Genomic DNA, 21126 nt, shown 5'->3' with positions numbered 1-21126 from the left:
ACCGCGGAGGCGGACGAGCAGCCGAGCCCGGCAGAGGCGGGCGAGCAGCCGACCCGGTCGGATGCCGCAGCTGACGAGCAGGGTGCCGAGAACGAGCAGGGTGCCGAGAACGAGCAGGGTGCCGAGAACGAGCAGGGTGCCGAGGCCGAGCAGGCCGCTGATGGTGAGCAGACCGGCGATGGTGCGCAGAGTGCCGGCGGACAGCGAGGCGCCGAAGGAGAGGACGCGAGCGAGGACGAGGATGCTCAGTCGGGCATCGCGATCTCCGAACCCGGCAAGCTCATGCGGGTCGGCACCATGGCCAAGCAGCTGCTCGAAGAGGTGCGGAACATGGAACTCGACGAGGCAGCCAGGGTCCGGTTCGCCGAGATTCATCGCCGCACCGTCGAGGAGCTGGCAGTCGGGATGTCCGATGAGCTGGTCGACGAGCTCAAGCGGCTCAACATGCCCGTCGACACCGAATCGCCTCCGAGCTACGGGGAGCTCCGCCTCGCTCAGGCACAGCTGGTCGGCTGGCTCGAGGGGCTGTTCCACGGCATCCAGACGGCGATCATGGCGCAGCAGTCTCTGGCTCAGCAGGCACGGCAGTCAGGGCAGCTGCCTCCGGGAACGACCGTGATCAGCCCTGAAGCGGCGCAGGAACGCGCTCAGCGCCCATCCGGCGACGAAGGTCATCCGGGACCCGGCAACTACCTCTGACGATGGGGCTCTGGTCCAGACTCAGGTCCGCGGTCGGCGTCCGCCGCACCCCCCGAGTGCACCCCGACGACCAGTACGGCACGGGACTGTGGCGGCAGCACCGCGACCGCTTCAACCGGGCAGTCGACCGCTTCTACACCACGGCTGTCGCCCTGCGCACGGAGGTCGACGGCATCGAGGCTCGAAGGGCGGACTCGGCCGGTGATGCGTCCCGCGGCGCCTCGGCAACCGGCGCCTCGGCAGTTGGCGCCTCGGCAACCGGCGCCTCGGCAGTCGACGGTCGGCAGACTGCGGTCGCGGATGCGGCCGAGGTGGTCGCCCAGCAGACGCTCGTCCTCAATCTGCTGGCCGAGCGCTTCGACGCGCTCGCCGCTCATGCCCATGCCGACTGCCCGGTGGACGGCCTCGTGATTCCGTCCACGACCCGGGCACAGCTCGGGGATCTTCCCGAGCTGATGTCGAAGGCCGCTGCCAAGCTCGCTGAGGCGTGCCAGGCCGCCGCGATGGCGCATGTCGCCGTGCGCACCGGCACGGATCCCGGTCAGCCGTCGGCGGCTGCCCGAGCGTACATCGCCGACGTCGCGGAGCTGGTGGCCCGCGGCGAACGCCTGACCCAGAATTCTCACGAACCCGAGAACGGATGACAACCGAGTGACTCATACAATCCCCGTCCGGCTGATCGCCAGCGACGTCGACGGGACCCTGCTCCACGACTGGCAGCCGATCCCGGCGCCCACAGTGGCGGCCATCCGAGACTGCCTGGCGGCGGGGATCGAGTTCGTGCCGGTGACCGGCAGGCCGATCCGGTGGCTGGCTCCGATCCATGACAGCGTTCCGGAGCTGGGACCGGTGATCTGCGCCAACGGATCGATCGTGTACGACTTGCGGACTTCCGAGGTCGTCGCCGCTCACACCGTGGATCCAGCCACTCTTGCCGGCTTCATCGAGCGGATCCGCAGCGAGATGCCGGAGGCGGTGCTCGGCTTCGAGACCCTGGACGGACTGCGGCTGGAGCATGGCTTCCACACCCGCTTCCCGGAGGAGGCGGTGTACATCGACCACGACCAGAGCATGGAGCTGGACGGTGTCGCGAAGATCCTGCTGCGGACCGGTTCCCGCGACTCGGACGGCATTCTCAGCGCAGTGCGCGCGGTGGTCGGGGGCACGCTGCACTCCACCCATTCGAATCCACGCAATGGCCTCGTCGAGCTGTCGGCTTCCGGGGTGACGAAGGCCAGGACGCTGGCGTCCTACTGCAGCACCCAGGGCATCCCGGTCGAGGCGGTCGCGGCGTTCGGCGACATGCCCAATGACGTGGAGATGCTCAGCTGGGCCGGATCGTCATACGCGATGGCCAATGGTCATCCCCTCGCCATCGCCGCGGCCGATGCGGTGGTGCCCGAGGTGCTCGACGGGGGAATCACAGCGACACTCTCCCGGCTGGCAGGCGCTGCTCGGGGCGCGACTGGAGCTCAGACTCCGAAGTAGTCCTCGAGCGCTTCGGCCAGTCCGTCCTCAGTCACGGTGCCCGTGACCACGTTCGCGATCTCCTTGAGTTCGGGCTTGGCCTGACCCATCGCCACGCCGTGGGCCACCCACTGGATCATCTCGTGGTCATTCGAGCCGTCGCCGGCCCCGACCGTGTGGACGCGGTCGACACCGAGCTCGTCCGCGACGACCTGCAGTCCGCTGGCCTTCGAAACGCCTTCCGGGGCGATGTCGAGCCAGTTGCTCCAGCCCACCGAGTAGGTCACTCCGTGCAGGCCGATCTTCTCCACTGCCGCGACGAATTCCTCGTTGGTGCCGTTGAGATCACGCATCACGATGCGGGTCGCGCGCTTCTGCGTGAGCTCCTCGAAGGATACGAGCTGCATGCTGGTGATCGACTGCAGCTCCCCGTCCGGGAACTCACCGGTCGCCCAGCGTGTCAGCTCGGTGTCCTCGACCATGAAATGGGCGGTGGGCAGCGCCTCGGACATCCGGCGCAGGGCCGGTTCCGGGTCGAAGCTCTCCACGTGGAACAGCTCCCAGCCCTCGTCGAGTTCCGGGCTGAGGCGTGTGATGACCGAGCCATTCGAACTGACGACGAAGCCGTTCCTGATGTCGAGGCGGTTGACCACCTCGTGCGAACCGCTGACTGCACGCCCCGTGGCGATCACGACATGATGACCGGCGTCTGCGACCTTCTGAATCGTATTCCGCACCCGGTCGGTCATCATGTCGTCGTAATCGACGATCGTGCCGTCGACGTCGAGTGCCACGATATGCGGTTCCATGCTTCCTCCGGTTCTCTCGCCGGTCTTCCTGTCAACCGGCCGTGTTGGCGTGCAGATTCTCTCTGCAGAAAAGACATCGCGACCGGCCAGGATATTCCCGGACGGTCGGTGGCTCAGTGGATCGGCCCCTCCGGGCCGAAAGCGGACATTCCGCCCAGATAGGGCCGAAGTGCCTCCGGAATGCGGACGGAGCCGTCGGCCTGCTGGTGGTTCTCGAGGATCGCCACGAGCCAGCGGGTGTTCGCCATGGTGCCGTTGAGCGTGGCCACCGGGCGGGTCTGCCCTTCGGGGCCGCGTTCGCGGATCTTCAGGCGCCGCGACTGGTATGTGGTGCAGTTCGAGGTCGAGGTGAGCTCCCGATAGGTCTGCTGGGTGGGAACCCACGCCTCGCAGTCGAACTTCCGGGCCGCGGAATCACCCAGGTCACCGGCGGCGATGTCGACCACTCGGTACGGCAGCTCGCATTTCGCCAGCATCTCCTCCTGCAGGCTGAGCATGCGGGCGTGCTCGTCCTCAGCGTCCTCGACGCGCACGAACGAGAACATCTCCACCTTCTGGAACTGGTGGACGCGGATGATGCCGCGGGTGTCCTTGCCGTAGGAGCCGGCCTCCCGCCGATAGCAGGACGACCAGCCGCCCATCCGGATGGGGCCGTCGGACAGGTCGATGATCTCGTCCATGTGATAGCCGGCCAGGGCCACCTCCGAGGTGCCCACGAGGAAGAGATCGTCCGCTTCCAGCCGGTAGATCTCATCGGCATGCTCGCCGAGGAATCCCGTGCCTGCCATGACCTCGGGCTTGACGAGGGTCGGGGTGATGACCGGGGTGAATCCGGCCTGCTGCGCAGTGTCCATGGCCATGGTCAGGAGCGCCAGCTCCAGGCGGGCTCCGAAGCCGGTCAGGTAGTGGAACCGGGCGCCGGAGACCTTGGCTCCCCGCTGCATGTCGATCGCTTTGAGCGTCTCACCGATCGCGAGGTGGTCCTGCGGCTCGATTCCCTCTGCTTCGAAGTCACGCGGGGTGCCTTCGCGGCGGAGCTCCACCGAGTCCTCCTCCCCACCCGGCGGAACGCCGTCGAGGATCAGATTGGGCAGCCTGGAGACCAGTGATTCGAACGCGAAGGCGGCTTCGTCCGCTTCCGTCTGCAGCGCCTTGACCTTCTCCGACATCGTCTTGGCACGCTGCACCAGCGCGGCCTTGGCGTCCTTGTCCTTCTCCGTGGCCACGGACTTGCTGAAGGTCTTCTGCTCCGCACGTGCTTCTTCGAACGTGGTGATGGCGGCCCGACGAGACGAATCCGCAGCGAGGATGTCGTCGACCAGGGACTCTTCGGCTCCGCGTGCGCGCTGGGAGGCTTTGAACGCCTCGGGATTGTCTCTGAGCTGCTGTATATCGATCACGGCTTCAAGCCTACAGTCAGCCGCGGACACGCGACGACCGGCTAGATTGTCAGCATGAGCACCGGCATCGACATCGTCCTCCTGACCATCCTGCTCGTCATCGCGCTCATCGTCGGGATCGTCATCGGCGGGATGCTGGGGAGCCGGCGGCAGCGTCGCCTGCAGGCCGCCCACCTCGAGGACCGGCCTGGGACGCCCTCCGAACTCGCCCGCGCCTCGGGACCGGAGCATCAGGCTGTCGAGGCAGCGCCCGCCCGGCCGCGGGTGGCGATCGTGATCAACCCGTCGAAGATCGGGGCGGAGGAGTTCGCCAAGACTGCAGCGGCCGTCTGCCGGCAGGAGGGCTGGGATGCTCCTCTGATGTACGACACCGAGATCGAGGACCCGGGATATGCGATGGCGAGCCAAGCGCTGGCCGAGGAGGTCGACCTCGTCGTGGCCGCCGGCGGTGACGGCACCGTCCGGGCCGTTGCCGAGGTGCTCGCCGGCACCGGGGTCCCCATGGGGATCGTGCCGATGGGGACGGGCAATCTGCTGGCGCGCAACCTCAAGATCGTGCTCGACCGGCCGGAGTGGGCGCTGCGGATCGCGCTGTGGGGCAAGGACGAGCACATCGATGTCGCTCGGGCGCGGATCGAGCCGGGCGGCAAGGACCATGCATTCATGGTGATGTCCGGGCTCGGCTTCGACGCCGCGGTGATGGCAGACACCGACGAGGAGCTGAAGTCCCGGGTCGGCTGGCTGGCCTACTTGGAAGCGGGCAGCAGGAAGCTGGCAGGCCACCGCACACGGGTGCAGGTCAGCGTCGACGACGAGGAGCCGTATATGACCAAGATCCGTTCAGTGATCGGCGGCAACTGCGGCCGCCTGCAGGGCGGGGTCATGCTGCTGCCCGAGGCGGAGTACGACGACGGGATCCTCGATGTCATCATCATCAGCCCCAAGAACATGGCCGACTGGGTGGGTGTCGCCGCCTCCATCCTGGGGCGGCACAAGCGCAGGGGAATCCACACCAACTTCCACCGCTGCCGGAGGATCGTCGTCGAGGCGGAGGAGCCGATCGAGGTCCAGCTGGATGGAGACGCAGTCGGTGCGAGTCGGTACCTGGAGATGTGGCTCGATGAGCGAGCCCTTGTCGTGCGCACCGCGACTCGGGAGCAGACCCGGCTGATTCGCCTCGAGGGCTGGCCCATTCCGGTGCCCTAGCAGCGCTGCGCGGCGGTTCGATGCCGCTGCGGCGGTGCCTGGAGACGTCGCCGAAGACGTCGAAGGAGGACGCGGCCGGCGGAACCTCACGGGCCCGGAGCCTCCTTCTTTCCCTTTGGGACGGGGCCGGTGGGAGCCGGCTGCACCAGCCGTGTCTGCCGAGATTCGGAATGGGACTTTTGAAAGCTCGGCTGAACACAAGTTTGGTGTCCGCTGAGAGAACGTTAGGTTCAGATCAATAACAGCCCCTCCCCATTTCGAAAGGCACCCCCTTGAAGAAGAGCATCCTCCTCGCACCTGCCGTGGCCGTCGCCATCGCTGGATTCGGCGCAGTTCCCGCAATTGCAGGTACGACCCCGACCCCCGAGCCGTCCGAGACCCCAGTCCAGGAAACCCCAGTCGACGACGGGACTCCGGAGGACGAGAACACCTCCGAGGAAACCGTTGAAGAAGATGTCACCGACGAGGGTGATGTGTCGCCCGAGACGACTGCCGTGTCGAATGAAGAAGCCATCGTCACCGTTCAGCCGGAGGTCGTCTCGGCCGAAGACCTCACGGACGAGGATGCGGGCGTCACCTTCGTCGTCTCGAACATGATTCCTGGCACCAGTGTCGCCAACAGCCTCACCGACGACGTCGAGGAAGCTGACGACGACGGTGTTGCTGCCGTCTCCGTCTTCTACGACGGCGATGCCTCCGACTTCGAACCTGGAGAAGAGGTTCAAGTCGATCTCACCCTCACCCACCCGGACGCTGACGAGGTGGTGCTCAATGCTGCCATCACCATCGAGGGCGAAGCGTCTGACGACGAGAGTAAGGGCGAGGAGGCCGAAACTCCGACGCCTACTCCCACTGAGGATCAGTGGACCTGGGAGTTCGGCGAGCTCAGCGAGGGCCTGAACCTCGAGACCGAGCAGGTCTCCACCGACAAGTTCGTCAACGAGGGTGTCGCCTTCGCCGTCCTCGGCTGCGAGCCCGGCCAGGAAGTCACCTTCACCGTCACCGCAGGACGCGACGACGTGGAGGCCTACGAGGCCACCGGAATCGCCGACGAAGACGGCATCGCCGTCGACGGTGTGCGCGGCCTCGACCCGGAGAGCGCTCGCGCCTACATCGGCGAGTACACCGTCACCGCAGCCTGCGGCGACAATGAGTGGACCGACACCTTCTACGTCGGCGACCGCCCCAGCACCGACGATGACGAGGCCAACGCCGGCTCGGACGACTCCACCGACGACGACGCGACCGCCGGCAGCACCCTGCCCCGCACCGGCACCGAGCTCACCGGCCTCGCAGCCGGCGCCGGGCTCCTCGTCCTGGGCGCGGCCACCGTGTTCCTGACCCGCCGCCGCGCCGCCAAGACCGGACCGGCCGACATCTGATCCAGCCCACCAGCACCAGCTGAGGGCACCCGAACGCCCAGCAGGCGCCTCGGGAGCAGATCAGACGGAGTGCCCGCGAACCCACCGGTTCGCGGGCACTTCCGCGTTCAGGCGCCGGCGTTTCCCAGCTAGCGGCCGACCCAAGTCAAGAGATCGGTCAAGCGCGGCCAAAAGATGAGTAGCGGTTCAGAGCACACACGATGAGCGCGCGCCAGTCCTCTCGTGACGTAGTTCAACTGTGCATCAGATTCTGAACTTTGATTACAGAAGTTGGGCCGCGCCGGGGGGAACCATAAGCTGACTACTGTAATTCGGCCGGGTTGTGATATTCATCCCCCTCCAGGATCCGGCCGCTGCTGATACCGATCCCCACCGAGCCCCCTCCAGCTGGAGGGGGCTCTTTGCTTCGCCGCCGGACCACTCTCAGCGGCATTGTCGCCACACCGCAACAGTGTGCCCCGGACCCGCGCCTCGCTTCTCCGCGCGTTTCCCGGTCCGAACAGCGCCAAGCCGCACTGGCGCCTCTCGGTGCAAACTCCCAGGCCTTTCAACTCAAGTCCCCTTGACCTTCTGCTGACCGGCTGAAAAGGTAAAGAACACAAGGCAACTTGTTTTTACAGTGCTTCTCTCAAGTCGCCGCCTCACGAAAGGATCGGATTGATGACCGAGAACAGAAACACCCACGACCCTTACACCGGACAGCCCAGCCCGCCGGAGACCGCCCCATTCGGCGAATTCTCCACGCAGCCACCGGTGCCGGCATCCCAGGGAGCTGTGCTCAGCAGCGACGAACCGACCACCTATGGCAAGCACAGCTCCTACGGCCGATCGGACAGCACTTCCGACGCCAAGGATACGGCCAAGCAGGAGGGCCAGCACCTCAAGAGCGAAGCCAGCTCCTCGGCGTCGAACGTCAAGGAGAGCGCTCAGCAGGAGGCCGGCAAGGTCGCCGACGAGGCGAAATCCCAGGCATCCTCACTTCTGAGCCGTGTCCAGAGCGATGTCAGCGAGCAGGCTTCCACCCAGCAGAACCGGGCCGCTCAGTCGGTCCGAGCAGTCTCGGACGACCTCGCCGCGATCCAGCGCGGGGAGGCTCCCCAGGGGGAGGTCACCCGCAACATCCTCAGCTTCGCGGACGAGAAGGTCTCTGCAGTCGCAGACCGGCTGGAGAACGGCGAGCCCATGGACCTGGTCGACGACGTGCGCCGGTTCGCCTCGCGCAAGCCTCTGACCTTCCTGGCGATCACCGCCGGCGTCGGCCTGGTACTCGGACGCGCCACCCGCGGCCTCACCGACAGCAGGAAGAACTCCGATTCCAGCGGCCGCTCGGGCGCCGGCCAGTACGGTGTGGACCAGTACGGCACGGGCCAGTACGGAGTCGGCGGTCAGTACAGCACGGGCCAGTACGGAGTCGGCGGTCAGTACAGCACGGGCCAGTACGGCGGACAGGGATTCAGCGGTACCGGCTACTCGCAGGACTACGGCGCTGCAGGCGGTCACACCGGCTACCCCGCGGTCCCGCCGGAAGCCCGCACCTATGAGCCGGAGGGCCAGGCCCACGGCGGCGTCGGCGCCGGCTACGGCCAGTACGGAATTCCTGATCACGATCGGCCCGGCACCACCGGACACTTCCCGGAGAGCGGTGAGTACAACCGATGAGCTATGACCCGAATCAGGGTGCGCAGCCTGCTCCGCCTCCGGGCGGTTGGAACGCCCAGCCGGGCGGGCCGGCCGGAAGCCACGGCGCAGCACCCCAGTACGCGCACGGTGTTCCGCCGGCCACCGGCCCGGGGGCGCACCCCAATCCGCAGACGGCCTACGTCACGCAGGAGCCGCCGCAGTCCGGAGAGCAGTACCCGGCCAACGCCGCAGGCCATGGCTGGGACCGCGGCTACGACCGAGAGGCCTACTCCGAGGCGCAGGCCGAGGTCAGGGCCGAGCATCAATCGCTCGGCGACATGTTCTCCTCACTGAGTCGGAACACCTCGACGCTCATCCAGCAGGAGATCGCCCTGGCCAAGGCCGAGGCGACCGAATCGGCCAAGCGCGCCGGAGCCGGCGCAGGTCTCCTCGTCGGTGCTGCGATCGCGGCCCTGTTCGTCCTTCTGTTCCTGTCCAACGCCCTGTGGGTGGCTCTCGGCTCGCTCATCGGCAACGGATGGTCCGCGCTCGTCGTGGCAGTCATCTGGGCTGTCATCGCAGCCGTTCTCGCCGTCGTCGGCCGCAACAAGCTGAAGCAGATCCAGGGTCTTCCTCGGACCATGGACACTGCCAAGGAGATTCCGCCCACCGTGAACCCCGCGAAGGAAACGCCATGACACATCCGTATGACCCTGCCTACCAGAACCCAGTCGATCCCGCTGTCCAGCCCGATCCCGGTTACGGTGTCAATCCCACCGCGCCCGCAAGCGGCTACCCCGGCGGCGACCCGGGCTTCCAGTCCTCGGACAACGCGAACAAGTCGCCTGAGCAGATCCGCGAAGAGATCGAGCAGACGCGCCGGAATCTCGGTTACGACGTCGATGCGATGGCCGAGAAGGTCTCCCCATCGAAGGTGGCCGAACGCCAGAAGAACAAGATCGCGGACAAGCTGAGCTCCTGGAAGGACAGCATCATGGGCACCGCCGATGATGCCGGCTCCGAGCTTCAGCACCGCGGTCAGCAGGCACAGGCCAAGGGCCACCAGCTTGCCGACAGCGCCCGTGGCACGGCGCAGGACGCCGCAGGCAGCGTCCGTGACGCAGCCGGCACCGCGCGGGACGCGGTCCAGCAGATGCCCCAGCAGATCAAGCAGGGCACCCGCGGCAATCCGCTCGCGGTCGGCATGATCGCGCTCGGCGCAGGCTGGCTGATCGGCAGCCTCATCCCGGCATCCCAGAAGGAGCAGGAGCTCGCCGTCCAGGCCAAGGACGCCGCGCAGCCGATGATGCAGGAAGCTCAGCAGGTTGCCAAGGACATGGGCCAGAACCTGCAGGAGCCTGCCCAGGAGGCCGTGCAGAGCGTCCGCGATCAGGCCCAGAGCAGCGCCGAGACCGTCAAGTCCGACGCGCAGGGCGAAACCGAACGCCTCAAGTCGGAGGCCCAGTCCTCCGGAGAGAACGTGAGAGACGCCGGTCAGTGATCGCGACGGGCGCAGCCCAGCACTGACTATCGGCCCTCGGGATTTCGTCCCGAGGGCCGATCGCATGTCCGACCGGGACATGCGGCAGGTGACCAGGGCGGGGCGTGAGCCGGAGAACTTGTACTGTGAGGGCATGGAGATGAATCAGGACGATCTCGAGCGAGATCTCGGCTTCCGCCTGCTGGGCGAGAAGTTCTATCTGCAGGCGCTCGACCAGCTGTCGCTCAACGGCCTCGACGAACCCTCGGTCCTGCCCGGGTGGACGCGAAAGCACGTGGCGCTGCACGTGACCTTCAATGCGGAGGGCTTCCTGCGTCTGCTCGACTGGGCGAAGACCGGCGTCGAGAATCGCATGTATCCGTCCCGAGAGGCTCGGGATCGCCAGATCGAGGAGGCGGCGGCGCACACCTCGGGCGCGGACACCATGACGATGGCCCACGAAGTGGCCGAGGAGCTCACCGAGGAGCTCGGGACCATGCCCGAGGCGGCCTGGAGTGCCGACCTCATCTCCGGCCGTGGAGAGCCGATCCTCGCCGCTGACATTCCCTGGTTGCGAGCCCGAGAGGTATGGGTTCACTCGCTCGACCTGGGGATCGGCATGACCACCCGCGATTTTCCCGCCGAGGTGGTCGATCGGCTGCTGGCGGACGTCGAGGACGTCTGGCGGCGCCGCGATGAACCCGTCCACTATCGCATCGCGCTCACCGACCGGCCCGACCGGGACGAGTGGGTCATCGCATCAGGGCCCGCGGACCAGATTCCGGCGCAGCCGGTCCCGCTCTCGGGCGAAGCCGCCGAGGTGCTGTCATTCCTCACGGGTCGAGGCTGGCCCAATTCGGTCGCCGAGGACGAAGGCAAGGGCGGAGCCGGAAACATCCGGCCGGTCGACCTGCCCGCGCCCCCGCCCTGGCTCTGATCCGTCCCCCGAAACCAGCACTGCCGGCGGAGAAATCCCCGCCGGCAGTGTCACTTCGCTGTGAGAATCACTTCTTCTTGCGCTTCTTGGCCCTCTTCGCTCCCCCGGTCAGCAGCGCGATCGCGATCGCTGAGAGCCAGGAGTCCTTGGCCAGCGCGATGCCCTCGCCGGATGGCCGGATGCCGTCGTCCTCGGTCTTGGAGTCGTCGCGGAAGTAGACGCTCATCATCCCTGCCGAAAAGGCACCGAGCGCCAATCCGGCGATCCGATTGGGCACGAACGGGAGCAGCAGGGTGGCGCCGACGGCGATCTCCCCGTACGTCAGCAGCTTGCCGAACTGCGCCGCCTCCAGATTGGCCAGTGCAGGAACGCCCTTGGCCGCCTCGGCCTGCAGGTAGCTCGCAGTTCCCTCGTCCATGCCGAGCTTGCTGATGCCGGAGTTGAGGACGAACGCACCCGGGACCGCGCGGAGCGCGACGTTTGCAACGGTGTTGAGAGCCATCGGTGATCTGCCTTTCGTTGGATGAGTCGTGCAGCTGATCGAATGAGCCGGTCGGTGTTCGTGGTTCGATGTCGTACGAGACCAGCCTAACCGCCGCGACCCTTCCTGGTCAGGGGCGAACCTCAGGCGCTGAAGCGCCGATAGACGACCAGCTCGCCACGGCCATCGCGTCGATCCCGCTCCCCGCGACCGCTTCCCGCGCCGGTGTGTCGCAGCGCGTTGCGACCGGTCGTCCCCGGCATCAGCGCGCCGGCGATCCGGATCTCGGGCCGCTGGCCGTGAAGGATCGTGACCACATCACCGGAGCTGCCGGCGGCGAATACGCGACCGGTCCGGCGCAGCCGCTCCATTGCCTCGCCCAGGCGGTCAGCGAGCTCGCTCGCCCGCTGATCGAGCTCGTCGACCTGCGCTCGCAGCTCGAGGATCTTCCTGATTCCGGCCAGGTTGATGCCCTCCTCCTGCGACAGCCGCTGGATCAGCCGCAGCTTCTCGACGTCGTCAGCCGAGTAGCGCCGGCCGCGGCCACGAGTCCGCTTCGGGATGACCAGCCCGATCCGGTCGTACTGGCGCAGCGTCTGCGGGTGCATGCCCGCAAGCTCCGCTGCCACGGAGATCGTGTACATGCCCGTGTTCGACCTGATGTCCATGTCCTGCACCTCCCTTCACTGTCTCCACCTCCTGCGCAGCCGACGGGCTCAGCTCGCCTTCGCTGTCTGATACAGGCCCGCCCTCGGGTCCTCGCCCTCGGTGGCCTTCCGATAGTCCTCGATCGCTTCCTTCACCTTGGGTGTGAGGTTGCGCGGGACCGCGACCTCGATCGTGACGAGCAGGTCGCCGGTGCGCTCCTTGCCCTCGATACCCTTGCCGCGGATGCGCAGCACCCGGCCGGAAGGAGTGCCCGGCGGCACCTTCATCCGCACCGGCATTCCGCCCAGCGTGGGCACCTCGACCTCAGCGCCGAGTGCGGCCTCGTCGAAGGTCACCGGCAGCTCCATCCGCAGGTTGTCGCCGTCGCGCCGGAACACGGGGTGTCTGTCGACATTGATCGTGAGCACCACGTCGCCGGTCTCGCCGCCATTGGGGCTGGGCTTCCCCTTGCCCCGGACGCGGATCTTCTGGCCGTCCTTGACTCCAGCGGGCGTGCGGACCGACAGCGGCTTTCCACTGGGCATCTTGAGCTTGACCGTGGCGCCCTTGGCTGCCTCGGTGAAGGACAGGCGAGTGGTCGCCTTGATGTCCCCACCCTTCTGCGGCCCGGTCGAGAAACCGCCGCCGTAGGGCGACCCGCCGAACCCGCCGAGCAGATCCGACAGGTCCGGGGGCACGTCCCCGCCGCCGTAGCCGCCTGTCCCCCGCGTCGTGTAGCGAGTCCGCTGACCCCCTCCGGTGTTGAAGAGACCGGAGAAGATGTCCTCGAAACCACCCGCGCCGTCGGACCCGCCCGAACCCGCGGTGAAGCGAGGCTCGCGGCCCATCGCCCGCACCTGGTCGTACTGCTCGCGCGTTTCCTTGTCGGCCAGCACCTGGTTGGCCTGGCTGATCTCCTTGAACTTCTCCTCGGCGGCCTTGTCGCCCGGATTGGTGTCCGGGTGATACTTGCGCGCCAGCTTGCGGTAGGCCTTCTTGATGTCCGCATCGGACGCGTCCTTCGACACGCCGAGGGTCTTGTAGAAGTCCTTCTCGAACCATTCGTTCTGAGGACCGGTATTCACCTGACACCTCCTTTCCGCGAGCTCGCGCTCATGCTGTCGTGCTCATTCTGCATTGTTCTGCTGTCTGAATTCTGTCTCATGGGACTCTTCGATCCTCACGTGCCGAGCGGCAGGCGGCAGGCGATCACGCCCGTCCTCCCGCTCACCGGGCCCGTGCCCGAGGCGCCGGCACCGCTCAGGTGCTGCAGGCGCCTCGGGAACGGATCACTCGGCAGGAGTGTGCACTCCAACGCGAGCCGCGCGCACGACCCGCTCGCCGATCCGATAGCCGGGCTGCATGACCATGAAGACGGTCGGGTTCTCGACCTCCTCCGACGGCTGCTGCATGAGCGCGTCGTGGACGTTCGGGTCGAATTCCTCGCCGGGCTCTCCGAACTGCTGCACGCCGAGCCTCTCCAGAGTGGAGACCAGCTTGGTGACGTGCGTTTCGAACGGGCCGGTGACATCACCGTTCTCATCGGCCAGCTTGATCTCGTCAAGCACCGGGAACAGCGCCTCGACCACGGTCTGGACGCCTTCGTCGCGCGCCCGCGCCTGGTCGCGCTCCGCACGCATGCGGTAGGCCGCGTACTCGGCGTTCAGCCGCTGCAGGTCCGCGAGCCTGTCGGCCGCCAGCTGCGCGTCCGCGCTCAGCCCGCTCGCGACCTCCGCGTCCTCGCCCTCTGCCTGGCCGGCGGTCGAATCATCGAGCACCTCCGCCTCGTCCCCCGCTTCGGGGATCTGGACTTCCGGCTGATCAGCGTCGGATCCCGGCACTCCGGTCGGAGTGTCCGCTCCGGCCGGTGCTTCGGACCCGGCCGAGCCCTGCGGCTCGGCCCGGCCCGAGGCCTGCGGCGTGCGGACTTCTCCGGTCTCCGGGTCGATGCGCCGCTTGTCGCTGAACGAGAAGCCCGGCTCAGCCGTGCCGCTGTCAGGATTCTCGGCTGTCACTTCTTCTCCTCGTCCTCGTCCATGACCTCCGCGTCGACGACCTCGTCCTCATCTGCGGAGGAGTCGGCGGTCGCAGCGCCTTCGCCCGCAGCACCTGCGGAGGCACCGTCAGCGGCGTTCTGCGAGTAGATGGCCTCGCCGATCTTGGTCTGGCTCTGCGAGAGCTTCTCGTAGGCCGACTTCACGGCGCCGTCGTCCTCGCCCTTGAGCGCTTCCTTGAGGGCTTCGACGTCGGCCGTGACCTCGGTCCTGACGTCCTCGGGCAGCTTGTCCTCGTTGTCGCTGATGAGCTTCTCGGTCGAGTAGGCGAGGTTCTCCGCCATGTTGCGCCGATCGGCGGCCTCGCGACGCTGCTTGTCCTCCTCCGCGTGCTCCTCCGCCTCGCGGACCATGCGGTCGATGTCCTCCTGCGGGATCGCCGAACCGCCGGTGATGGTCATCGACTGCTCCTGGCCGGTGCCCTTGTCCTTGGCGGACACGTGGACGATGCCGTTGGCGTCGATGTCGAAGGAGACCTCGATCTGCGGGACGCCACGCGGCGCCGGAGCGATGCCGGTGAGCTCGAAAGTGCCCAGCGGCTTGTTGTCGCGGGTGAACTCACGCTCGCCCTGGAAGACCTGGATCGACACGCTGGGCTGATTGTCCTCAGCGGTGGTGAAGGTCTCCGACTTCTTGGTCGGGATCGGAGTGTTGCGCTCGATGAGCTTGGTCATCACACCGCCCTTGGTCTCCAGACCCAGCGACAGCGGAGTGACGTCGATGAGCAGCACATCCTTGCGCTCGCCCTTCAGCACACCGGCCTGCACAGCGGCGCCGATGGAGACGACCTCATCCGGGTTGACGCCCTTGTTGGGCTCCTTGCCGCCGGTCAGGTCCTTGACGAGCTCCGAGACAGCCGGCATCCGGGTCGAGCCGCCGACGAGCACGACGTGGTCGATCTCCGACAGGGAGATGCCGGCATCCTCGATGACCTGCTTGAAGGGCCGGCGGGTGCGCTCCAGCAGATCCTTGGTCATCTCCTCGAACTTCGCCCGCGTCAGGGACTGATCGAGGTGGATCGGGCCGTTCTCCGACATCGAGAGGTACTGCAGCGAGATGTTGGTGCTCGTGGCGCTGGAGAGCTCCTTCTTCGCCTGCTCGGCAGCCTCCTTCAGACGCTGCATGGCGGTGGAGTCCTTCGACAGGTCCACGCCGTAGCCGCTCTTGATCTCCTGCACGAGCCAGTCGACGATCCGCTGATCCCAGTCGTCGCCGCCGAGCTTGTTGTCGCCCGAGGTGGCGCGCACCTGAATGGTGGAGAAGTCGTCCTCGTCCTTGCCGACTTCCAGCAGGGACACGTCGAAGGTGCCGCCGCCGAGGTCGAACACGAGGATCAGCTCGTCCTCCTTGCCGCGCTCCAGGCCGTACGCCAGAGCAGCCGCGGTCGGCTCGTTGATGATACGCAGGACGTTGAGACCTGCGATCTGACCGGCGTCCTTGGTGGCCTGACGCTGCGCGTCGTTGAAGTAGGCCGGAACGGTGATGACGGCGTCGGTGACGTCCTCCTGGAGGTACTCCTCTGCATCGTGCTTGAGCTTCTGCAGAATGCGTGCGGAGATCTCCGGGGCGGACATGGTCTTGCCGCCGACCTCGGTGCTCCAGTCGGTGCCCATGTGGCGCTTCACGGAGGCCACGGTGTTCTTGGTGTTGGTGACGGCCTGACGCTTGGCGATCTCGCCGACGAGCCAGTCGCCGTTCTTGTTGACGGCCACGACCGACGGGGTCGTCCGGCCGCCCTCTGCGTTCGCGATGACCTTCGGGTCGCCGCCTTCGAGGACTGCGACGACCGAGTTGGTGGTGCCGAGGTCGATGCCTACTGCACGTGCCATGAGTGAGCTCCTTCTGTTGATCGATGAGTGCCGAAATCAGTGCGCGTCGAAGCCGCTCGGGCTGCCTCCGCGCATTGAGTCCGCTTGACTCAAGCCTTCAATGTCGTGGATCCGGTGTCAAATCGGATTTCCGAAAGTTGCGTACACTAGACTCAACTTTGGATCGCGGCGATTTATTCCGGGTCGCGAGTTCCGGTTCCCGGAGTTCGATCGGCACCGTGGCTCGACCCCCGCGCCGGGCTGATTACGGCCGGCAGAACCGTTCGAACGAGGCCTCAGCACCAGAGGGAACGAAGGCTCTGCTGAGATTGCTCGTCCCGCATCGCACGGGATCGTGGCTCACGTGAAGACCGGGCACCGCTCTCCGCGCAGCAGCACGTTCAGACTTCGATTGCGGCACTGCAGATGCTGCACCTCTCCAGGCGCCGCCGATTCCAGCGCGCCAGGGGGACGAAGAACAGCGTGAACTGCTTGAACTCTCGGATCCGCTCCCACTGGGTGGTGTTGTTGCAGCGGGGACACGTCCGCACCGTACCGGCACCGAGGCGCTGCTGTTTCGTTCCCAGACCGAAGATGAAGAGCACACCGTCAGTCTAGAGGCTCCTCATCGACACTGGGCCCGAGTCGCTGCTCGGATTCGGCTCCCTCACGGGTTCACAGGGAACCTCTGCACGGTCCGTCGATATCCCGCTACAGTCGATGCCATGGCTGAGCACGGAAGCATCGAACCGGACACTCGCGACTGGGCCGAGGTGCTCGAGCAGGGCTGCCCCGACTGCGGCTTCACCGGCCGTGAGGAGGTGAGCGGCGCCTCGGCCGAGGTCAGCGCCGCGATCACTCGGTGGGAGAAGGTCCTGGCGCGCCCGACCGCAGCGCAGCGGCCGCGGCCCGGACGCTGGTCGGACGTCGAATACGCCGCGCACGTCCGCGACATCCTCACCCTGTTCCGAAACCGGCTGCTGCTGATGCTGAATGAAGAAGACCCCGTGCTGCCGAATTTCGACGGCGACGCGGTTGCGGTGGCCGAGGACTACCCATCCCAGGACCCCGGCGAGGTCCTGACGGGACTGCGCGATGCCGCCTCGGACTACTCCTCCGCCCTCGCGGCGATCGGCGGCGCTCAGTGGAACCGCACGGGCCATCGCGAGGACGGACGAGCCTTCACCGTGACGACCCTCACTCGATACGGGCTGCATGAGCTACGGCATCATCTGCTGGACGTCTCGGGCTGAGCGAGCGAACCGGTGAGCCGCTCTCGAATCTTCGACGCCCACCTGCACATCATCGATCCGTCCTTTCCGCTCATCGGCAACGACGGATACCTCCCGCCCGCCTTCACGGTCGAGCAGTACCGGGAGGCGACGGCAGGTCTTGAGATCGCGGGGGGTGCTGTTGTCTCCGGGTCGTTCCAGGGCTTCGACCAGACCTTCCTCGTCGACGCGCTCACCCGTCTGGGTCCCGACTTCGTCGGAGTCACCCAGCTGCCCGGGTCAGTCACCGAGCAGGAGATTCTGGCTCTCGACCGGGCAGGAGTCCGGGCTGTCCGATTCAACGTTCGACGCGGCGGTTCAGAGGTGCCGAAGGGCCTCGACCGGCTGTCTCGGCGGGTCCACGACACCGCGGGCTGGCATGCGGAGCTCTACATCGACTCCCGATCACTGCCCGAGCTGGAGGCCACGATTGCGGCGCTGCCGGCCGTCAGCGTCGACCATCTCGGACTCCACAGCGACGGACTCCCGCACCTGCTGCGCCTGGTCGAGAGGGGAGCGAAGGTCAAGGCCACCGGATTCGGTCGGATCGAGGTCGACCCTGCCGAAGCGATCTCAGCCATCCTTGCGGTCGACCCGACGGCGCTGATGATCGGCACCGACCTGCCATCGACCCGTGCCCGCAGGCCGTTCTCCCCCTCCGACATCGAACTCGTCCGGCAGGTGGTGCCCGCCGAGCACCTGGACGGCGTGCTGTGGGCCAACGCCGCCGACTTCTACCGGCGGCCCGCACGCGGGGACACCGAGCGATCGGCCGACCTGCCGCCGGAGGCGCCTCAAGCCGGATCCGAACAGCGGTGACCCGTTCCGAGCCCACGATCCGTGCCATGATTGCCTCACCCTCGGAGGATGAGGACTGCCCGCGGCCCGTCCGCTGCGGCTCACGTCTCGTCTGCTGAAAGACGGCCATGGAAGCGTTCCTGAACCTGCTGGAAGCCACGATCGCCTCTCCTTGGCTCTATGTGCTCATCTTCGCAGTCACCGCGATCGATGCGCTGTTTCCAGTTGTGCCCGCTGAGACGCTGCTCATCACCGCGGGCGCCTACGCCGCGGGTGACGGTGGACCGAGCGCAATCGCCCTCGTGGCAGTCGCGACGCTGGCCGCTCTCGTCGGCGACTTCTCCTGCCACCTCGTCGGACGAGGCGCAGGGCCGCTCGCGCGGCGCATCCGGCACCGAAGGCGGGGAGCGAAGGCATTCGCATGGGCCAGCCGGGGGCTGCATACCCGCGGCGGGATGATCATCATCGCCGCCCGGTTCGTTCCCGGCGGCCGCACCGCTGCGACCTTCACCTCGGGCACCGTGCGCTATCCGCGGTCGCGCTTCCTCATGTACGCGGCGCTCGCCGGATTCATCTGGTCGGTGTACAGCACGGGCATCGGCTACGCAGGAGGGCTGGCGTTCCGGGAGCAGCCCCTCATCGGCGTCGCGACCGGCATCGGGATCTCGCTGGTGCTCGGCTTCTGCTTCGAGAGCTTCAGACGGCTGCGGGAACGCCGGTCCCAGGACCCTGCACCCCGGGGCAGGCCCTCACTGGACCTCGACATGTAGACGGCGCTTTCGGACAAGACTCCTTGACGCTTGGGTTCACACAAGACACCTTGACACTTGCGGTGTGCCGCTGAACACTGAGGTATATCGGGGTCCAATGAATATTCCCTGGCCGCAGCACCTAGCTCCCCACACCGGAGGCACATGATGGGCAACAACGCACAACTGGCCGCAGTCCTTGCAGCAGGGTATCTGCTCGGACGATCCAAGAAGATGAAACTCGCGCTGATGGTCGCGAGCGGCATCGCGTTCGGCAAATTCAAGTCCGGCGACAATGAAGGTCTGAAGTCCATCGGGCAGCGGCTCCAGGATTCCCCGGAGATCAAGCGCGCCACCGAGAAGATCACCGGCGGACTGGCGGATGCCGCCAAGGGCGCCGCGATCGCCACCGCCAGCAAGGGCGTCGATGCATTGAGCAAGGGCCTGCAGGAGCGCTCGGAGAATCTTCGCGCAGAGACGAAGAGCGGCGGAGAAGAAACCGACGAGTCTTCCGGCCAGGAGTCGTCGGGCGAAGAATCGTCAGGCCAGGAGTCGACCGGCCAGTCCTCAAGCGGCGATTCGAGCGAATCCTCAAGCGGCGATGACGGGAACGATCAGGCGTCGGACGACCAGGACTCGGGCAGCGATTCGTCCACAGATGAGTCCGCGAGCGCCGAGGCATCGAACGATGACTCCGGAAACGCGGACAGCGGGGACAGCGCGGAGCAGGGTGATGAGTCAGCACAGTCTTCGGATGCTGGCGCGGATTCGAACCAGGACGCCGAGCAGGGCACCTCCCCGAGCAACGAGCAGAACGGAGGGAACGAGAATGGCTGAGCAGGATCAGGGCCAGAACTCGTCCGGAAAGTCGGCAAAGTCGGCCTTCGGCGAGATCGTCGACCAGCTCCCGCTGGACGAGTTGAAGAACCAGCTCGGAGATTTCGCGTCCGCCGCCGGTGAGAAGGCGATCAGCAGCTTCAGTGACAGGATCGACGGCCTCATCGAACGCCTGAACTCGGTGGCCACCGGAGACGGTGGCGGAGGAGCCGTCAGCGCGGCGGCGACAAAGGGTGCGGAGAAGCTCGCGCAAGGAGATTCGCCAGTGAAGGCTGGGCTCAGCGGCCTCATGAGTGGCGCCACGGAATCCGTGAAGCAGGTCTTCGGGGGCGGCGGCGGTGGAGGAGGGAAGAAGAAGAAGAAATTCTCCAACATCGTCGAGACCATCGAGGTCGGAGTCCCGGTGCGGGTCGCGTACAACCAGTGGACCCAGTTCGAAGACTGGACCGGCTTCATGAAGAAGCTGGAGCACTCGGAGGAGCAGTCCGACGAGAAGCTCTCCTTCAAGGGCCAGATCTTCCTGTCGCATCGCAGCTGGCAGTCGACGGTCATCCAGCAGGTGCCGGATGAGCAGATCGTCTGGAAGTCGACCGGCGAGAAGGGCTACCTCGATGGAGGCGTGACTTTCCACGAGATCACACCCCGGCTGACTCGGATCGTCGTCGTCATCGAGTACCACCCGCAGGGGTTCGTCGAGAAGACCGGAAACATCTGGCGGGCCGCAGGCCGGCGCATTCGGGTGGAGTTGAAGCTATTCGTCAACCACGTCATGACCTCGACCATTCTCGATCCCGACGGCGTGGAGGGCTGGCGCGGCGAGATCCGTGACAGCGAGGTTGTCCGCACCCACGAAGAGGCTCTCGAGGCAGAACAGGAAGAGCAGGCCCAGCAGGAGGACTCTGAGGAAGAGGGCCAGGATCAGGACCAGCCCCAGGGCGAGCTCGAGCAGGGCGAGCCCGGCCAGGACCAGCCCCAGGACGAAGCCCAGGACCGGTCCGAAGCCGAATCCGAACAGGATCAGGACCAGTCCCAGGATGAGGACCAGGACCAGCAGACCGAGGCACAGGACCAGGGCGAAACCCAGGACGAGCCCAGTCAGGGCGAAACCCAGGGCTCGCCCTCTGAACCCGAGTCGGATGCGCAAGCGTCCGACGAGGACGCGCAGGGTTCAGCATCGGAGGGCGACACCGGACCTGCAGAGGATCAGCCATCTGCAGACTCCGGGAACCAGGCCGACGCAGATGATGAGCAGGAGGAGGCTCCCGCCGAAACCGACCAGCCAGTGCACGACCAGCCCACGGAAAGCGACGCGGATTCGTCCGGCGACGAGTCCTCGTCCGGCGACGAGGACTCGAAGCAGCAGCCCGAGGCTGACCAGACACAGCAAGAGGAACCTCCCGCGCAGTCGGAGAACCAATGAGCTCGGTGGCCAGCCGCTGAGCGTCACCCTCCGACTGACCAGCATCGGTTCCGGTCCTTT

At 66.6% G+C, this 21126-nt stretch carries 22 protein-coding genes; 14 read left to right on the top strand and 8 right to left on the bottom strand.

Annotation, left to right across the window (positions count from 1 at the left end):
- The 3 genes from LXN01_RS15250 to LXN01_RS15240 all read left to right on the top strand — a co-directional run.
- Nucleotides 1-699 (top strand): proteasome activator (locus LXN01_RS15250; RefSeq protein WP_236866567.1); only part of this gene is annotated, 699 nt, incomplete at its 5' end.
- Nucleotides 700-701: 2 nt separating this feature from the next.
- On the top strand, nucleotides 702-1343 hold the full coding sequence (locus LXN01_RS15245) for a hypothetical protein (protein ID WP_236866565.1): 642 nt from the start codon (nucleotides 702-704) through the stop codon (nucleotides 1341-1343).
- 7 nt (nucleotides 1344-1350) lie between these two features.
- Nucleotides 1351-2187: an HAD family hydrolase gene (locus LXN01_RS15240; protein ID WP_236866563.1), complete on the top strand. Its 837-nt coding sequence runs from the start codon at nucleotides 1351-1353 to the stop codon at nucleotides 2185-2187.
- Here the strand turns inward: LXN01_RS15240 and LXN01_RS15235 are convergent.
- Nucleotides 2172-2975 (bottom strand): HAD family hydrolase, encoded by an 804-nt coding sequence (locus tag LXN01_RS15235; protein WP_236866561.1) that lies wholly within the window; start codon nucleotides 2973-2975, stop codon nucleotides 2172-2174. The genes LXN01_RS15240 and LXN01_RS15235 overlap by 16 nt on opposite strands.
- A 113-nt stretch (nucleotides 2976-3088) precedes the next feature.
- Entirely contained in the window at nucleotides 3089-4375 is a 1287-nt protein-coding gene (gene serS / locus LXN01_RS15230; RefSeq protein ID WP_236866559.1) for a serine--tRNA ligase, read from the bottom strand.
- A gap of 54 nt (nucleotides 4376-4429) precedes the next feature.
- Here serS and LXN01_RS15225 point away from each other — a divergent pair, with 54 nt between their 5' ends.
- From LXN01_RS15225 to LXN01_RS15200, 6 genes are all read left to right on the top strand, one after another.
- On the top strand, nucleotides 4430-5581 hold the full coding sequence (locus tag LXN01_RS15225; protein WP_236866557.1) for a diacylglycerol/lipid kinase family protein: 1152 nt from the start codon (nucleotides 4430-4432) through the stop codon (nucleotides 5579-5581).
- A 272-nt stretch (nucleotides 5582-5853) separates the two neighbouring features.
- Nucleotides 5854-6963 carry an LPXTG cell wall anchor domain-containing protein gene (locus tag LXN01_RS15220; RefSeq protein ID WP_236866555.1) on the top strand — a complete coding sequence of 370 codons (1110 nt, stop codon included), beginning with the start codon at nucleotides 5854-5856 and terminating at the stop codon, nucleotides 6961-6963.
- Nucleotides 6964-7623: 660 nt separating this feature from the next.
- Nucleotides 7624-8622, top strand: coding sequence for an ATP synthase subunit B family protein (locus tag LXN01_RS15215; RefSeq protein ID WP_236866553.1), 999 nt, complete (start codon nucleotides 7624-7626; stop codon nucleotides 8620-8622).
- Between the two features lie 299 nt (nucleotides 8623-8921).
- Nucleotides 8922-9281: a phage holin family protein gene (locus LXN01_RS15210; protein WP_236866570.1), complete on the top strand. Its 360-nt coding sequence runs from the start codon at nucleotides 8922-8924 to the stop codon at nucleotides 9279-9281.
- Nucleotides 9278-10084, top strand: coding sequence for a DUF3618 domain-containing protein (locus LXN01_RS15205; protein ID WP_236866551.1), 807 nt, complete (start codon nucleotides 9278-9280; stop codon nucleotides 10082-10084). The genes LXN01_RS15210 and LXN01_RS15205 overlap by 4 nt, the downstream gene beginning before the upstream one ends.
- A 133-nt stretch (nucleotides 10085-10217) precedes the next feature.
- Nucleotides 10218-11000: a maleylpyruvate isomerase family mycothiol-dependent enzyme gene (locus LXN01_RS15200; protein ID WP_236866549.1), complete on the top strand. Its 783-nt coding sequence runs from the start codon at nucleotides 10218-10220 to the stop codon at nucleotides 10998-11000.
- Between the two features lie 67 nt (nucleotides 11001-11067).
- Here the strand turns inward: LXN01_RS15200 and LXN01_RS15195 are convergent, their stop codons facing one another.
- The 6 genes from LXN01_RS15195 to LXN01_RS15170 form a co-directional block, all read right to left on the bottom strand.
- The gene (locus LXN01_RS15195; RefSeq protein ID WP_236866547.1) at nucleotides 11068-11502 is read right to left on the bottom strand and encodes a hypothetical protein; all 435 of its coding nucleotides are present in this window, start codon (nucleotides 11500-11502) and stop codon (nucleotides 11068-11070) included.
- Between the two features lie 122 nt (nucleotides 11503-11624).
- Nucleotides 11625-12149: a heat shock protein transcriptional repressor HspR gene (locus tag LXN01_RS15190; protein ID WP_236866545.1), complete on the bottom strand. Its 525-nt coding sequence runs from the start codon at nucleotides 12147-12149 to the stop codon at nucleotides 11625-11627.
- 48 nt (nucleotides 12150-12197) lie between these two features.
- Nucleotides 12198-13214, bottom strand: coding sequence for a DnaJ C-terminal domain-containing protein (locus tag LXN01_RS15185; protein ID WP_236866543.1), 1017 nt, complete (start codon nucleotides 13212-13214; stop codon nucleotides 12198-12200).
- 204 nt (nucleotides 13215-13418) lie between these two features.
- Entirely contained in the window at nucleotides 13419-14144 is a 726-nt protein-coding gene (locus LXN01_RS15180; RefSeq protein ID WP_236866541.1) for a nucleotide exchange factor GrpE, read from the bottom strand.
- A complete protein-coding gene (gene dnaK / locus LXN01_RS15175; protein ID WP_236866540.1) occupies nucleotides 14141-16012 on the bottom strand; it encodes a molecular chaperone DnaK in 1872 nt (623 codons plus the stop codon). Before dnaK ends, LXN01_RS15180 begins: the two co-directional genes overlap by 4 nt.
- Before the next feature lie 380 nt (nucleotides 16013-16392).
- On the bottom strand, nucleotides 16393-16596 hold the full coding sequence (locus LXN01_RS15170; RefSeq protein WP_236866538.1) for a zinc-ribbon domain-containing protein: 204 nt from the start codon (nucleotides 16594-16596) through the stop codon (nucleotides 16393-16395).
- 120 nt (nucleotides 16597-16716) lie between these two features.
- Here LXN01_RS15170 and LXN01_RS15165 point away from each other — a divergent pair, with 120 nt between their 5' ends.
- The 5 genes from LXN01_RS15165 to LXN01_RS15145 all read left to right on the top strand — a co-directional run bounded on the left by LXN01_RS15165 (nucleotide 16717) and on the right by LXN01_RS15145 (nucleotide 21066).
- Entirely contained in the window at nucleotides 16717-17244 is a 528-nt protein-coding gene (locus LXN01_RS15165; RefSeq protein WP_236866536.1) for a DinB family protein, read from the top strand.
- 12 nt (nucleotides 17245-17256) lie between these two features.
- Nucleotides 17257-18081 carry an amidohydrolase family protein gene (locus LXN01_RS15160; RefSeq protein WP_236866534.1) on the top strand — a complete coding sequence of 275 codons (825 nt, stop codon included), beginning with the start codon at nucleotides 17257-17259 and terminating at the stop codon, nucleotides 18079-18081.
- A gap of 107 nt (nucleotides 18082-18188) precedes the next feature.
- Nucleotides 18189-18830: a DedA family protein gene (locus tag LXN01_RS15155; RefSeq protein WP_236866532.1), complete on the top strand. Its 642-nt coding sequence runs from the start codon at nucleotides 18189-18191 to the stop codon at nucleotides 18828-18830.
- A 144-nt stretch (nucleotides 18831-18974) separates the two neighbouring features.
- Nucleotides 18975-19646, top strand: coding sequence for a hypothetical protein (locus tag LXN01_RS15150; protein WP_236866530.1), 672 nt, complete (start codon nucleotides 18975-18977; stop codon nucleotides 19644-19646).
- On the top strand, nucleotides 19639-21066 hold the full coding sequence (locus LXN01_RS15145; RefSeq protein ID WP_236866528.1) for an SRPBCC family protein: 1428 nt from the start codon (nucleotides 19639-19641) through the stop codon (nucleotides 21064-21066). The genes LXN01_RS15150 and LXN01_RS15145 overlap by 8 nt, the downstream gene beginning before the upstream one ends.
- Nucleotides 21067-21126: the final 60 nt, after the last annotated feature.

The organism is Brevibacterium daeguense, from assembly GCF_021729135.1.
Classification (GTDB): Bacteria; Actinomycetota; Actinomycetes; order Actinomycetales; family Brevibacteriaceae; genus Brevibacterium; species Brevibacterium daeguense.
This window is presented reverse-complemented; position numbering and strand designations above follow the sequence as displayed.